Here is a 13,217-nt window from a genome sequence, read left to right on the forward strand (position 1 = left end):
GACCTGTTCAGAGGCGCTCGCGGACGTAGTTCGCCGCCTCGGTCCTGTTCCGGACGCCGATCTTGGCGAAGGCGTTGTTGATGTGCGTCTTCACCGTCGTCTCCGCGATGACCAGGGTGGCCGCGATCTCGCCGTTGTTCAGCCCTATGGCGATCAGCCGCAGCACCTCCACCTCCCGGGTCGTGAGCCCGTCCGGCAGGTGCGTGACCGGCTCGGGCCCCTGCCGCGACAGCGCCTGGACCAGCCGCCTGGAGACCGGCTCGGCGAACGTCGACTGGCCCGCGGCGGCCGAGCGCAGCGCCGCGGCGATCTCGGCCCGGCCCGCGTCCTTGGTGAGGTAGCCGCGGGCCCCCGCCAGCAGCGCCGAGGTGATCGACCGGTCGTCGTCGTAGGTGGTGAGCACCAGCACGGCGACGTCCGGATGGTCCCTGGTGATGCGCCGGGTCGCCTCGACGCCGTCCATGACCGGCATCCGCAGGTCCATCAGGACGACGTCCGGGCGTTCCGCCGCGACCAGGGGCAGCGCCTCTTCGCCGTTGGCGGCGTCGCCCACCACTTCGGCGCCGTCCATCAGCGAGATGAGCGCCACCAGGCCCTCGCGCATGATCTGCTGGTCGTCGACCACCACCACCCTCATCCGGGCACCTCCGCTCTCACCAGCCAGTCGTCGCCGTCCGGCCCCGCGTCGAGGGTGCCGCCGATCAGGGCCAGCCGTTCCCGCATGCCCGTCAGGCCGTGACCGGGCAGCCCCGCCTGCGGTGCGCCGAGCGGGTTGCGGACGGTCAGGGTCACCATGGTGGCGGTGTAGGCGAGGGTCAGCGACACCGGGGCGCCCGGGGCGTGCCTGGCGGCGTTGGTGAGCGCTTCGCGGGCCGTGCGCAGCAGGCCCACCTCGACCGCGGGGGCGACCTGGCGGGAGACGCCGGCGGTGCGCGTCGCGAGCCTGGCGGAGTGGTCGCGGCGGTGCGCGTCGGCCAGCGCCGACAGGGCCTCGGGCAGCGGCGGGACGTCCTCGCGGAGAGCGGCCACGGCCGCGCGGGCCTCGATCATGCCGTCGGCGGCCAGCCGCAGCGAGCGCCTGACCCGCTGCGCGGCGCCCTGCACGTCGCCCTTCTCGGTGAGCAGCACGTCGGCCACCTCCAGCTGGACGCGGAGCGCGCCGAGGGAGTGGGCCAGCACGTCGTGCAGCTCGCGGGCGATCCTGGCGCGCTCGTCGAGCGCGACCGCCCTGGCCCGGTCCAGGCTGCCCTGCCGGTACTGGCGCCGGTGCAGCGCGAACATGAGCGCGCTCACCAGCACCGACGCCAGCGCCGCCATCGAGGCGAGGGTCCGGCCGGACAGCGCCATGCCGCCTGCCATGAGCGCCAGGTCCACCGCCGCGACACCGAGGATCACCCGGACGGGCGGCGTCAGGTGCGCCGCGAAGAGCGTCAGCTCGGCGAACAGGAAGATCGCCCCTTCGCTGTCGCCGGGGCCGACGGTCACCGCCGCCAGGACCGTCCCCGCGGCCAGCAGCGTGAGGGCCGCCCGGTGGGCGCGCCGGTCGAGCACGACGAACCCCAGCCAGCAGGCGAGCGACCCGCCCAGCGCCGTCCACACCAGGACGGGCTGGGCGGCGGGCGTCGCCGTGGCCAGGGTCAGCCCGAGGAGCAGCGTGATCACGAACCGCATCAGCTGCCCCGTCTCAGGATCGTCCGCCGACAGCAGCCGGCGGACGTTGCCCCACACCTAGTGCGACCCCCTGCTCAGATTGACCACCATCTCCACCATCAGCAGCCGGAAGGCGATGAACCCCACGACCACCACGACGGCGGCGACTGCCAGACTGATGATGACCTTGCCGTTCATCTTGCCCCCGTTCGAGTCCAGGATTCTCCGGAAGACCCAGAGCAGCTTGTCCATGGCTCGACGGTAGGAAGGGAGCGGGGTGGAGTCGCACCTACGAACGGTGGAGAACCGGGTGGAGATCCGCGCGCCGGCTCGTCCCCCGCTCGGGTGCGGTCAGGTCTTGGCGGGGATGCGCTTGCCGAGGTTGACGAAGAACAGGATCAGTCCGACCGTCAGCACGATGTGGCCCAGCCCCGCGAGCCCGGTGATCGCCGGGCTGGTCTCGGCGCCCAGCACCGTCTGGGTGCCGTGCACGATCATCATCGCCACCGTCAGCGCCAGCCCGCCGTTGTAGACCCAGAAGAACCAGGTGAACAGCTTGCCGCCGGCGCTCAGCGTGAACACCTTCTCCAGCACCAGCACGATCAGGAAGAACAGCATGCCGAGTGCGAGCAGGTGGGTGTGCACCACACCGAGCTGGGTGTCGCCGGTGAAGTCGTTGAGCTTGGTGATCTCGCGATAGTAGAGGCCGGTGACGACGCCGACGATCATGTAGATGTGCGCCGCATGGTAGATCTTTTTCACGGTTGAGACCTTAGGGGGTTGTTTGCCGCCATTTGTACCGGCATCCCCCGAACGTCCCGCCGCCGGAGGGGCTCCCAGCCCTGCCAGCCCCGGCGGAAGCTCGCCCGGGCCCAGCGCATCCGGGACCTGACTCCTGTACGGCGTCCGGCCCGCTGTCCAGCGCGATGGGCCCGCAGATCCGGCCCAGGTACTGGGCCGCGCTCCTGCCCGCCGCGCTGCTCGGGGTCAACGCGCCGGCCTTCACCTTCCTGCTGGCCGCCCTCGCCCTGGTCTCCCCCGCGATCGGCGCCCTGCAGACGCCGTTAACCTCGCTGGTGCTGCTGCTCAACGGGTCGTTCCTGCCGCTGGGCCGGTATCCGGACTGGCTGGCCGCGGCGGCCCGGCTGCTGCCCACCACGCAGGGCGTCGAGGCCCTCAACCGGCCTCTGTTCGAGGGCGGCACCCCGGCCGGGCTGTGGACCGGCGGCACGCTGCCCTGGCTGCTGGTCCACACCCTGGTCCTGGCCGTCGTGCCGGCCTGCTGTTCGTCCGCAACCACCGGCGAGCCCTGGAGACGTCATGACCTTCGTCCATCGCGGCACCCTGGCCCGCTCCCAGAGGCCCCGCCAGCGGGTGACGGGGGCGTCGATCCGCACCTGGGCCCGGGACCGGGTGGCCGGTCAGGGGCTCACTCGACGCACGGTGATCTCGTACTGGTCCACCGCGCCCTCCCACCGGGCCACCAGCGTGCCGCCCTCTTCCCTGGCCCTGCGCATGTCCTCGCGGCACAGGGCCAGCTCGTCGGAGCGGGGGTCGCAGAACGCGCGCAGGTGCGCCCGCAGCCCGGCGTGCCGCACGGCCGCGAGGGCCGCCGCCGTCTCCGGTTCGCCCCCTTCGTACGGGACCAGGCTGTCGAAGCCGTCGCCCATGCCGGTGGCGACGCGGAGGGCGTCGAGGAGGGTGCCGTCCGAGGCGATCGTGGCGCTCGTCACGGACCAGGCCCCGGACGGGAGGCCGGCCCCGTGGCGGGCCGTCAGGCGCGCCAGCTCGGCGCCGCGGACCTGGGGCCAGCGGTCGGAACCGGCGAGCCTGACGGCCACCAGCTCTTCCCCGAATGCGGGCGGGAACCCCGCCGCAGCGTCGATCTCGAACAGCGACCGGCTCGGGTCGAACCGCAGCTCGGGGTAGCCGACCTCGTCGAGCAGCAGCAGGTCCTCGCTGGAGGTCGTCGCGCGGCCGGCGAGGGCGGCCGGCTCCAGCCAGGCCGGATCCCTGTTGAACCCCGTCTCGTCGAGCCAGTTGCCGGTGTAGCAGGCCGCGTACTCGGCCTCGGGGTCGAAACCGGAGAGCGGGTGGCCCAGCAGGACGCCGAAGGCCTGCCTCAGCGACGACTCCCAGTCGTCGCCGGCGGTGAGGGCGGACATCACGTTCGCGCCTTTCATCAGGGGGGATCGTGACCCGCGGCGCGGGCCGCCGTCTGGCGTCACTGCTCATGATCAATTGTAGAGTGAGGCATTCATCCTCCTCCCCCTTCGGGAAGCGTCCTGTGTTACGTCGTCACCGTTCGGCCGTGCTCGCCCTGCTTGTCGCCGTTGTGTACGGTGCCGCGCTGACGGTCGCCGTCGTCGTCGCCCTGGTCTCCGGTGAGGTCGGCCCGCTGTGGGGGGTGACGCTGTTCTCGGCCGCCGCCGAAGGCGTCACGGCCACCGGGCCGAGCTTGTTGTTCCTGGTCCTGGCCGGGCTGTCGTGGTCCTGGGGGATCTGGCAGATCCTGCGCGGGCCGCCGACCGCGCCGGATCCCGACATCCTGCGGTTGCGCCTGGCGCTGTACGCCTCGGCGGCCACGATGTTCCTGCTCTACCTCACCGCGTCCATCCGGCTCGACACGACGGTGGTCGACTCCGCGGTGATGTGCGTGCTCGTGGTGCTGTTCATGCGGCTGCTGGGCCGCGGGCGGCCGTACATGCGGGGCGCCGGGCTGCTGGGGTACGGCGGATTCACCGTCATCGGCGTGCTCGACCTCCTCGAGCGGCCCGTCCCGGAGGGGGTGGAGCTGGTGTGCGGCCTGGCCGCGCTGCTCTGGACGGCGCTGGTCCTGCGGGCCCAGGGCGCCGACGACCGCTGGCGGACCGCGACCGTCGCCTACGGCGTCGCCGCCCTGGTGACGCCGCTGGTGCTGGTGCCGGTGGCGTTGCCGTTCAGCGGCGAGGAAGGCGCGGCCGAGGCGCTGGGCGTGGTGTCGAGCGTCCTGATGATGATCTGGCTGGCCCGCTCCGCCCACGACCTCGCCGCCCCGCGCCACCGGCCGGCCCCCGAGGCCACGCCGGAGGCGTGAGCCGGGGCGGGCTGATGGCCGGGGCGGATGGCGGGGGCCGGTGACGGGGGCGGGTGATCGGGGTTCAGCGTCTGCGCTGCCTGGTCCCGGTCCTCTCGGTCGTGGCGGATTCGCGCGGCAACGAGGGCCTGGCAAGGGGCGCCAGCGCCGGCCCCTGCCACTGCCGGGGCCGCGGTCGCGGCCGCGCCGCCCCCGACCCCGGCCCCGCGCCCTTGTCGTCGCCGGGGTCGGCGCCGTCGAGGGACAGGATGCGGCCCTTGAACGTGGGGTGCCTGGTCTCCCAGTACCGCCAGCCCTCCACCCTGGCCGGCACGTTGGCTATCCCCGAACCGACCTCGACCTGCTTGCACGTGCCGAGCACCGACCAAGCCGCCCAGCCGATGCGGTAACCGAAAACGCGGTACCACATATTGCCGTACATCCCTTTAGTGATAGTGCGGCTGTATTCATGGCCGGTGAAGACCATATGCCGTTCTTCGAGGTGCGGCACGCCCATCTTGCGCAGGTTGCGCACCAGATCTCCGGTCGTGATCACGAGTTGCTGCTCGTTCTCCGTCTCCCGGAACGCCCTCACCTCGTATTCCCGGGTCACCGTCACCGTGATGGTGCCGCCGGGGCCGTCAATGTAGCGGGTGCGGGGGATGAAGAAGTTCCTCGGCGAGAGCGAACGGATTTTGAAGAAGGTGTGCGGGTCGCACCGCCCGTCGCCGTCCGCGTGCGCGGCCGTGGTCACGGCGGGGGTCATGGCCAGGACGAGGGCCGTCGAAAGCGAGCCGCGCACGGCCGCTCGTGTCATGGTCCGCCCAAGACGAGACGCCGTCGGCCGGGTGGGGTTGCTGAGGGCATTTGCTCGTATATTGGGTGAGAACATGTACCGTTCCTTTCGGAATGCAGCCCGTAGTCGCTATCCGAACCCATAGACCGGAATGCGGCCTTTCCGCACGCCGATCAGGGCATCTAGACCGGTACGATGTTTACACTTGCCACGAATCACTCTTCGACGCCACACCGAAACCGCATTCCCGGTGACCGGCAAGATTCAGTTGTCGGAATGCCATGGCTCAGCGGCGCCGCTCAGCGAAATCGTTCCTCCGGCCCCCGTGACGCGCGACCGCGTGAAGGCCCGGATCCGCTCGGCGATGACCTCGGGGGCGTTCAGGTCGGGGGCGTTGTGGTCGAGCCCGGCGATGATCTCGTGCCGGGCGTCGGGCATGAGACGGGCCAGGCGAGCCGGCACGGCGGTGAGGTAGCCGGGAGACCTGTCGCCGCCGAGCAGCAGCGCCGGGGAGCCGACGCCGGCATACCTGGCGCCGTCGGAGTCCAGGCGGACGATCTCGCCGAGCTCGGCGGGGGTGGTCGCCATCATCGCCCGCATGTCGCGCCCCTCCGCCCCGCGCAGCATCAGGAACGCCAGCGCACGGAACACCGGCGCCGGCGCGTCGCCGACCGGGACCAGGCGGGTGGCCTTGAGGAAGGCCGCCATCGCCGCGGTGTGCCTGCCCTCGGCCAGCAGCCGCTCGAACGCCGGCAGCCACCGGGCGGGGAAGGAGCCGTCGATGCTCACGCCCGGCTCGTAGACCATGAGCGCGGCCACCCTGCGCCGCAACCCGACGTGCAGGGCGACGAGACCGCCGTAGCTGTGCCCGAAGACCAGGCGCGCGCCCGTGCGGTCCATGACGGCCAGCGCGTCGTCGACCTCGGGGTCCACGCCGTACGACGGGCCCTGCGGGCCGCTGCCGCCGCGTCCGCGCCGTTCGATCACGTGCACGCTGTGCGTGCCGGACAGGGCTCGCGCCAGCGCCCCGTAGTGGTGGGCGCGCCGGTTGTTCCCGGGGATCACCAGCAGCCCCGGCCCCCGGCCCGCGCTGAGCACGGCGATCGTCGTGCCGTCCTTCGACGTCACGTCCGTGCTGTGCCACCGCATCGACTTCTTGCCGCCCATCCCGCCCTGCCTTCACGTTGGTGGAGACAGCAGACTGGCCGCCGGGGCTGTCACCCGGCTGGCAGAACGCTGGCACCGGCGACCGGGAGGGAGAACGGTCAGGCCCAGTGGTCGCCGTCGGGCAGCCGCAGGAAGGCAGCCGGTTCCGTGAGCGAGCGGTCGTCGGCAGGACGCAGCCCCGCGCCGGCGAAGCAGTACGCCTCGGCGCACCCGTCGTACAGGAACTTGCGCAGGATCTCCTCCGGCGAGTCCTCCGGGGACGCGTCGCCGCCGCCCGGATGGGTGTCCCACTCCGCGACCTCGCCGTCGCGGTAGACGCTCCCCTGGTTGCCGCTCTTGGGATTGGCGTACATGCCGTAGGCGACCGTGCCCGCCGACAGCGCCTTCATGACGCCGGGCGTGGCGGCCATGTAGCCCCAGTCCTGGAAGACGACGCAGCCGCCGGGCACGTCGGTGACGCCGACGAACTGCATCGCGTCGTCGTCGAACGGATCTTCCTCGACCTCTTCGAGCTCCTCCTCGGTGGCGGGCTCGGCGGCCAGCAGGCGCGCCGCCTCGGCCGCGCTGACACCGCGCACGCACGTCAGGCTGAAGCCGTCGCCGTCGATGCCCTCCAGGACGCCGACCAGGCGCGCGGCCTCGGCCACGGCCGCCGTCTCGGCCTCGGTGAGCCGGGCGTGGCCGGGCGGGAACGGGAAGAACAGGCCGGGCGTCGGACCGGCCAGGCTGAGCCGGCCCGGCGACCAGCCGCCCATCATCGGCCGCCACGGGTCGGCTCCGGCGGCGACCAGCGCACGGGCGTTGTCCGGCTGGTCGTGGAAGACCGCCTCCCAGAGCGCGGTGCGGCCCTCGCACTCGGCGTCGACGTCGGCGACCCGGCCGGCCAGCTCGGCGACCACGTCCGGCGAACCGCGCTCGGCCGCGGCGTGCAGGGGAGGCCCGTGGAAGCGGGCGCCTTCGTCGGGGTCGGCGCCCGCGGCCAGCCTGGCGCGGACCAGGGCGAGGTCGGTCCAGGAGTGCCACCCCAGATCGGACCAGCCGGGGGTTTCCTGTGCGGTCATGACAGCTCCTTCAAGATCCCTCATTCGGAGACGAGCGGTGCCATCATGGCGGAGGGCACGGACAATTTTCGAAGATCGTCCGGACGGCGGGCAGCCGCCCTCTCCCGGTGGACGCCCGCACCAGCAACTCCTTGCCCCAGCGCCTCGCCGAGGACAAGGGCGGGCCGGATCAGGGCTGGGCGTCGAGCCATCCCCGGAAGGTCGGGCCGGCGAGCGTGGCGTGCGGGCCGGACAGGAACGCACCGGCGGCGGCGGTCGCCAGGTCGGCCGGCTCCTCGCCCACGACTGAGCGCCGGCGGGTCAGCGCGGCGCGCCCAGGACGCAGAACTCGTTGCCCTCCGGATCGGCCATCACGACCCACGGCACGTCGCCCTGCCCCACGTCGGCGGACGTCGCGCCGAGCCCGGCCAGGCGGGCCACCTCCACCGCCTGGTCGGCGCCGCGGTGCGGCAGCAGGTCGATGTGCACCCGGTTCCACACGGTCTTCGGGCCCGGCGTCGTACGCAGGAACTCCAGGTAGGGCCCGACCCCCTCGGCCGCACGCAGCCGCGCGTGATCGTCGCCGGCCTCGTGCACCGTCCAGCCCGCCGCCTCGCCCCAGAACCGGGCCATGGCCCGCGGGTCGGAACAGTCGACCACCACCGCGGCGATCGGCCCGGTGTCCCGGTAGATCTCCCGGGGCTCCAGCACGCAGAACACGTTGCCCTCCGGATCGGCCATCACCACCCACGGCACGTCACCCTGGCCCACGTCGGCGGGCTTCGCGCCGAGCCCCTCCAGCCGCGCCACCAGCTCCGCCTGATGGGCCTCGGAGGTGGTGGCGAGATCGAGATGCACGCGGTACCGCACCGTCTCCGGGTCGGGGACGGTGACGACGTCGACGCAGACGGCGCCGGGATCGGGCCAGGCGAAACCCACGGGCTCGACGTTGGTCACGCCGGGGCCCTCGCTGGAGACGCCCCAGCCGAGCGCGTCCGCCCAGAACCGGCCGAGCGCCGCGTCGTCCCGGGCCTTGAAGTTCACCTGAACCAGCCGCAATGCCATGCAAATCACCCTATGCCCGGCGGCCGGGCCGCCGCCTGCGCGCCGGTCCGCCGGCTCCGCGCACCGGGTCGCCTCGCCGACTCCGCGCGCCGGTCAGTCGTTGAGCAGGACGTCCAGGAGCCGTTCCGGCGCGCGCAACGGCAGGTAGTGATCGGCCCCGGCGACGATCTCCAGGCGCGCGCCGGGAACGCCCGCGACCAGTCGGCGGGCGATCACGCCGATCTCCGGATGGTCGTGGTCGCCGACCACCACGGTCGTGGGCACCGCGACCCGGCCGAGAAGCTCGACGGCGCCCACCTCCGCGAAACGGACATGGCCCTTCTGGGCCGCCACCCGCAGCCGGGCGTTCTCGGTGACCATGTCCCGGATCGCCGCGTACCCAGGCGCCCGGTCCCCCAGCGAGGCCCACAGCGTCAGCTCCATCTCGGCCAGGCGGCCGGGGTCGTCCCCGCGGTCGGCCGCCGCGTAGGCGTCCAGCTCGGGAGAGCGCGGCCAGTCATGGCCACCGGCCGACGCCGCCACCAAGGTCAAGGACCGCACCCGTTCCGGATGCTCCAACGTGAAGTCGAGCGCGACCTCGCCGCCCATGCTCAACCCCACCAGCGCGGCACGCTCGACGCCGAAGTGGTCGAGGACCGCGAGCAGGTCGTCCTCGTAGCGGAACGGCGCGGTCGGCGGCGTCGAACGGCCCAGTCCCCGCGCGTCGTACCGGATCACGGTGCGGTGGCGCGCCAGCTCGGCGAAGACGCCGTCCCAAAGACGGCTGTCGTGCACGGAACCGTGCAGCAGAACCACGGCAGGCCCGTCGCCGGCCTGCTCGGCCCACAGGCGGCCGTCACCGGAGACGGGGAGGTACTCGATCGTCATGGCAGCGATTCGACCACACTCCACCCTGCCGGGCGGACGACGTCCCGGCCGCGGAAATCATCCCCCAGGAGGACGGGCGATCAAGGACCGCCTTGACGACCACGGCAGGGGACGACTCCTACCGTTCGGCCCATGGTTATCACCACGAACACCTTCCGCCGCGCCGCGGCCGGCGCCGGACTCGTCCTGACCGCCCTCGCCTTCCCCGCCGCCGCCCAGGCCGCCACGGCGCAGACCTCCGCCACCCCCGTCCTGGTCGGCGTCTACCCCACCTCGGACGCCTGCGCCCGGGCCGCCGCCCCGTACACCGCCGCCGGCAAGACCGCCGCCTGCCGCCTGAACAGCATCTACGCCAAGCCCCCCTACTGGCTGCTGTACGTCTCGTAGACCGCACGGAATTCCCGGCTCGGCGTCTGCGACCATGAACGGATGCCCGAGCCGAGAATCCGCGTCGCCGCCTACGTCGTCCGCCACCGGACCACCCCGGAACTCCTCGTCTTCGATCACGTCCACGCGCCCGAAGCCGGCACCCAGGTGCCGGCGGGCGGCGTCCTGCCGGGCGAGAGCCTGGAACAGGCCGTCCTGCGGGAGGTCGCGGAGGAGACCGGCCTGACCGACGTCACCGTCGTCGGGCCCATCGCGGTCGACCACAAACCTCGCGAGGACAACGGCCGGCCCCGGCACACGACGTTCTTCCACCTCACCGCCGCCCCCGACAGCGCCGACGCCTGGCAGCACCGGGTGTACGGCGACGGCACCGACGCCGGCATGGACTTCGCGTGCCGCTTCGTCCCGTTACCGCTGACCGAGAAGCTGGCCGACACCCAGGACGCCTGGCTGGACCGCATCGAGGGATGAGGATGGACACCGGCCGGGGCATCTGACACGATCGCCGTCCGGCTCCGGCCCCGCGGTCAGGGGGAACCCGTGCTCCGAACCGTCGCCGTCGTGACGGCGCTCGCACTCGGCCTGGCGATCGTGCTCACCTCCGCCTACCGGACGGCCCCCCGGTGGGAGGTGTGGGCGGCCCTCGCCCTGGCGCTGACCGCCGCCTCGGGCGCCGTCCTCGCCTACGGCGTCCAGCGCTGGAGAGAGCTGACGGCCCTGCGTCCCGCACGCGTCGGCGAGGCGCTCCGGCCGCTCGGCGCCCTGGCGCTGGTGGCCCTGCTGCTGGTCGTGCTCGCCCTGCTCCTGTCCCCCGATCCGCTCGCCGGCTGGCGAGGCTGGGCCCTGTCGGCGATCGCCTGCCTGGGCGCCCTCCCGGCCGCCGCCACCATGTCAGGAATCCGCCGGTCGGCCGGGGCGCTGGAGGGCGGCCCGGGCACGCGCGTGGCCACGCTGATCAGCTTCCGCCGGCTGCTGCGGCGACTGCTGGGCGCCCTCGGCCTGCTGGTCGCGCTGGCCACGCTCGCCCTCGGCGCCGCCCCCGCACCCGCGCCTCCCGGAGTCGTCCTGATCTTCGGCGGCAACGGGTCACTGCTCGTGGCCCTGGCCTACGCACCGGCCCGCGCCGCGCTACGGGAAGCCGCCACCCGCCTCTGCGACGGCCTCCTCCCCCTCGGGGACGCCGACGACGCCGCGACGGTCGTCGCCCGGGCCGAGGAACGCGCGAAACTGGAGCAGATCCTGGAGGTCGACCACAACCTCATGACCGACCTGCAGACGGGCCTGGTGATCCTCGGGCCGCTCCTGTCCGCCGCCACCGCCGCGTTCCTCCCCGGAACCACCGGCTGACCTCGATCTAAGGGCACAGGGCAGAGGTCAGCAGGGCCATCGCCGCCTGATGAGGGTCGCCGGACAACGGAGTGATCGACACTGTGACCTGCCGCGAACCGTCGGCCGAGTTGAACGCCACCGTCAGGTAGCCCGGAGCACCGCCGCCGTGGCCGAACGCGGTCCCGCACGGAAGAGGCGCCAGCTCAAGCCCCAGCCCGTACCCCTCGGTCGTGCCGGGATCCTTCATCTCCGCCAGCAGACCAGGACGGAGCAGCTTCCCCCGCAACAGCGCGCGATAGAACCGGTTGACGTCCCCGGTGGTGGAGATGATCTCCCCCGCCGCACCGGCCATCGTGGGATCGAACCGCGTGACGTCGACAGGGACGACCACGCCACCCCTGGTGACCGGCACATACGCGTGGGCGTGCGGGCCGGGCACCTCCGGCGAGGCTCCCGGCACGCGGGTGTGCCGCAGGCCGAGCGGCCGCAGGATCCGCTCCCTGACCTCCGTCGCGTACGGCCTGCCGGTGACCCGCTCGATCAGCATGCCGAGCACGATGTAGTTGGTGTTGGAGTACCCGTACGCGGACCCGGGCGGGAAGTCACGCGGCAGCTTCTCCGCTCTCTCCACCAGTTCGCGCGCCGACCAGGTGCGGAAACGCTCCTTGGGGATGCCCGCCTCGTCCATCATGCCCGTCGTGTACTCGGGCAGGCCGCTGGTGTGCTGGAGCAGGTGCCTGACCGTGATGCCGGCGCCCCCGTCCACGAGCCGCGGCAACCACTGCTCCACACTGTCGGACAGACGCAGCTTCCCCTCGCCCACCAGTTGCAGCACCACGGTCGCCGTGAACGACTTGGTCACGCTCCCGGCCCGGAAACGCCCGTCTACCGGAGCCGGCCGGGCGCTGTCCACCCTCGCCCTGCCGGCCGCGGCCCGCCACGTCCTGTCGCCGTCGCGCACCTCGGCGATCGCGGCGACCGCACCACCAGCGACGACCTTGTCCAGCATCGCCTGCAAAGCCGGCCGACCGCTCCGGCTCCCGTCCGCCGCCGCAGCGGCGGACACGGCAGGCGTTGCCGCCAACGACACGGTCAAGCACGCCACGACGGCCGCGCCGGCGCGTCTTCCCCTCACGTTGCCCTCCGATTCACGGAGCCCGGCTCTCGGCCTCCGCCGTACCAAGATCCGGCACGGGAGGGCGGCACGGCGTCGGAGTAATCCCCTACGGAAACCCTGATTCCGCGCCGGCGACCTCCGACTTGCGAAGGACGCCTTTTCGGCCTTCTGGCCAACCCCCGCTTCCTCCGGGCACTAGGAGGCGAGCAGGTCGAAATGGAAACCGACGAAGAACAACCCCAAGGACACCCACTTCAACGTCATCGGCAGCTCCGGATCCTGCAATGTCCGCCCGGCCCTGACCGCGAGCAGGCCCGCGGCGCCACCGAGCATCGACCCGAGCAGCACCCCCAGGAACCACGGCACGTCGAGCGGCACGACGACGGCCGCGACGCCCGCCCCCGTGGCAAGACCCGCGATGAACGGCCCCCCGCTGGGCCTTCTCGCCATGAACCGGGACAACCACGCGCCATACCGGGTCAGCCGCTCCGGCCCCACCAGGTCGACGACGACCGCCGCGCCGGACACGAACGAGAGGATCTTGCCGAAGCGGCCCCACCAGATCATCGGCAGCCCGAGCAGATCGGTGCCGAGCGTGGACCTGCCGTGCAGCCACAACCCCCACGCGTCGAAGTAGCTGATGTCCGCCACGAACGGAGCATAGAAGCGGCCCCCGGCGACGCCTAGGTCTGTCGGCGCCTGGTTTTGCCGGGCGGGGATTGTGAACGAAGCCCGGAGACCGCC

At 72.5% G+C, this 13,217-nt stretch carries 16 protein-coding genes; 4 read left to right on the plus strand and 12 right to left on the minus strand.

What is annotated here, in order from left to right:
* Positions 1 to 7 precede the first annotated feature (7 nt).
* The 5 genes from ACIBST_RS36960 to ACIBST_RS36980 all read right to left on the minus strand — a co-directional run bounded on the left by ACIBST_RS36960 (position 8) and on the right by ACIBST_RS36980 (position 3,833).
* The gene (locus ACIBST_RS36960) at positions 8 to 637 is read right to left on the minus strand and encodes a response regulator (RefSeq protein WP_397178211.1); all 630 of its coding nucleotides are present in this window, start codon (positions 635 to 637) and stop codon (positions 8 to 10) included.
* A complete protein-coding gene (locus ACIBST_RS36965) occupies positions 634 to 1,728 on the minus strand; it encodes a sensor histidine kinase (RefSeq protein WP_397178212.1) in 1,095 nt (364 codons plus the stop codon). The genes ACIBST_RS36960 and ACIBST_RS36965 overlap by 4 nt, the downstream gene beginning before the upstream one ends.
* Positions 1,729 to 1,902, minus strand: coding sequence for a hypothetical protein (locus tag ACIBST_RS36970; RefSeq protein WP_397178213.1), 174 nt, complete (start codon positions 1,900 to 1,902; stop codon positions 1,729 to 1,731).
* 99 nt (positions 1,903 to 2,001) lie between these two features.
* Positions 2,002 to 2,412, minus strand: coding sequence for a DUF2871 domain-containing protein (locus tag ACIBST_RS36975; protein ID WP_397178214.1), 411 nt, complete (start codon positions 2,410 to 2,412; stop codon positions 2,002 to 2,004).
* Positions 2,413 to 3,071: 659 nt separating this feature from the next.
* Positions 3,072 to 3,833 carry a hypothetical protein gene (locus ACIBST_RS36980; protein WP_397178215.1) on the minus strand — a complete coding sequence of 254 codons (762 nt, stop codon included), beginning with the start codon at positions 3,831 to 3,833 and terminating at the stop codon, positions 3,072 to 3,074.
* Positions 3,834 to 3,961: 128 nt separating this feature from the next.
* Here ACIBST_RS36980 and ACIBST_RS36985 point away from each other — a divergent pair, with 128 nt between their 5' ends.
* Positions 3,962 to 4,726 (plus strand): hypothetical protein, encoded by a 765-nt coding sequence (locus ACIBST_RS36985; protein ID WP_397178216.1) that lies wholly within the window; start codon positions 3,962 to 3,964, stop codon positions 4,724 to 4,726.
* 64 nt (positions 4,727 to 4,790) lie between these two features.
* On the opposite strand, the gene ACIBST_RS36990 is transcribed toward ACIBST_RS36985, so the two are convergent.
* The 5 genes from ACIBST_RS36990 to ACIBST_RS37010 all read right to left on the minus strand — a co-directional run bounded on the left by ACIBST_RS36990 (position 4,791) and on the right by ACIBST_RS37010 (position 9,640).
* On the minus strand, positions 4,791 to 5,507 hold the full coding sequence (locus tag ACIBST_RS36990; protein WP_397178217.1) for a hypothetical protein: 717 nt from the start codon (positions 5,505 to 5,507) through the stop codon (positions 4,791 to 4,793).
* A gap of 258 nt (positions 5,508 to 5,765) precedes the next feature.
* Positions 5,766 to 6,668 (minus strand): alpha/beta fold hydrolase, encoded by a 903-nt coding sequence (locus ACIBST_RS36995; RefSeq protein ID WP_397178218.1) that lies wholly within the window; start codon positions 6,666 to 6,668, stop codon positions 5,766 to 5,768.
* Positions 6,669 to 6,766: 98 nt separating this feature from the next.
* The gene (locus ACIBST_RS37000; RefSeq protein WP_397178219.1) at positions 6,767 to 7,729 is read right to left on the minus strand and encodes an ankyrin repeat domain-containing protein; all 963 of its coding nucleotides are present in this window, start codon (positions 7,727 to 7,729) and stop codon (positions 6,767 to 6,769) included.
* A gap of 300 nt (positions 7,730 to 8,029) precedes the next feature.
* Complete coding sequence (locus tag ACIBST_RS37005) at positions 8,030 to 8,773, minus strand: VOC family protein (protein ID WP_397178220.1); 744 nt, start codon at positions 8,771 to 8,773, stop codon at positions 8,030 to 8,032.
* A 93-nt stretch (positions 8,774 to 8,866) separates the two neighbouring features.
* On the minus strand, positions 8,867 to 9,640 hold the full coding sequence (locus tag ACIBST_RS37010) for an alpha/beta fold hydrolase (protein WP_397178221.1): 774 nt from the start codon (positions 9,638 to 9,640) through the stop codon (positions 8,867 to 8,869).
* A 132-nt stretch (positions 9,641 to 9,772) separates the two neighbouring features.
* Here ACIBST_RS37010 and ACIBST_RS37015 point away from each other — a divergent pair, with 132 nt between their 5' ends.
* From ACIBST_RS37015 to ACIBST_RS37025, 3 genes are all read left to right on the plus strand, one after another.
* Entirely contained in the window at positions 9,773 to 10,027 is a 255-nt protein-coding gene (locus ACIBST_RS37015; RefSeq protein ID WP_397178222.1) for a hypothetical protein, read from the plus strand.
* A gap of 42 nt (positions 10,028 to 10,069) precedes the next feature.
* Positions 10,070 to 10,498 (plus strand): NUDIX domain-containing protein, encoded by a 429-nt coding sequence (locus tag ACIBST_RS37020; protein ID WP_397178223.1) that lies wholly within the window; start codon positions 10,070 to 10,072, stop codon positions 10,496 to 10,498.
* A 69-nt stretch (positions 10,499 to 10,567) separates the two neighbouring features.
* A complete protein-coding gene (locus tag ACIBST_RS37025) occupies positions 10,568 to 11,374 on the plus strand; it encodes a hypothetical protein (protein ID WP_397178224.1) in 807 nt (268 codons plus the stop codon).
* 7 nt (positions 11,375 to 11,381) lie between these two features.
* Here ACIBST_RS37025 and ACIBST_RS37030 read toward each other — a convergent pair whose 3' ends face one another.
* Positions 11,382 to 12,365 (minus strand): serine hydrolase domain-containing protein, encoded by a 984-nt coding sequence (locus tag ACIBST_RS37030; protein ID WP_397178225.1) that lies wholly within the window; start codon positions 12,363 to 12,365, stop codon positions 11,382 to 11,384.
* Between the two features lie 303 nt (positions 12,366 to 12,668).
* Positions 12,669 to 13,124, minus strand: coding sequence for a hypothetical protein (locus ACIBST_RS37035; RefSeq protein WP_397178226.1), 456 nt, complete (start codon positions 13,122 to 13,124; stop codon positions 12,669 to 12,671).
* Positions 13,125 to 13,217 lie beyond the last annotated feature (93 nt).

The sequence above is a fragment of the Nonomuraea sp. NPDC049684 genome (assembly GCF_044465345.1).
In the GTDB taxonomy this organism is placed as follows: Bacteria; Actinomycetota; Actinomycetes; order Streptosporangiales; family Streptosporangiaceae; genus Nonomuraea.

What these genes read in the sequence shown, in the direction of transcription:
- ACIBST_RS36960 (WP_397178211.1), bottom strand. Translation starts at nt 637, where the DNA reads ATGAGGGTGGTGGTGGTCGACGACCAGCAGATCATGCGCGAGGGCCTG.
- ACIBST_RS36970 (WP_397178213.1), bottom strand. Translation starts at nt 1,902, where the DNA reads ATGGACAAGCTGCTCTGGGTCTTCCGGAGAATCCTGGACTCGAACGGG.
- ACIBST_RS36980 (WP_397178215.1), bottom strand. Translation starts at nt 3,833, where the DNA reads ATGAAAGGCGCGAACGTGATGTCCGCCCTCACCGCCGGCGACGACTGG.
- ACIBST_RS36995 (WP_397178218.1), bottom strand. Translation starts at nt 6,668, where the DNA reads ATGGGCGGCAAGAAGTCGATGCGGTGGCACAGCACGGACGTGACGTCG.
- ACIBST_RS37000 (WP_397178219.1), bottom strand. Translation starts at nt 7,729, where the DNA reads ATGACCGCACAGGAAACCCCCGGCTGGTCCGATCTGGGGTGGCACTCC.
- ACIBST_RS37005 (WP_397178220.1), bottom strand. Translation starts at nt 8,773, where the DNA reads ATGGCATTGCGGCTGGTTCAGGTGAACTTCAAGGCCCGGGACGACGCG.
- ACIBST_RS37010 (WP_397178221.1), bottom strand. Translation starts at nt 9,640, where the DNA reads ATGACGATCGAGTACCTCCCCGTCTCCGGTGACGGCCGCCTGTGGGCC.
- ACIBST_RS37015 (WP_397178222.1), top strand. Translation starts at nt 9,773, where the DNA reads ATGGTTATCACCACGAACACCTTCCGCCGCGCCGCGGCCGGCGCCGGA.
- ACIBST_RS37020 (WP_397178223.1), top strand. Translation starts at nt 10,070, where the DNA reads ATGCCCGAGCCGAGAATCCGCGTCGCCGCCTACGTCGTCCGCCACCGG.
- ACIBST_RS37030 (WP_397178225.1), bottom strand. Translation starts at nt 12,365, where the DNA reads ATGCTGGACAAGGTCGTCGCTGGTGGTGCGGTCGCCGCGATCGCCGAG.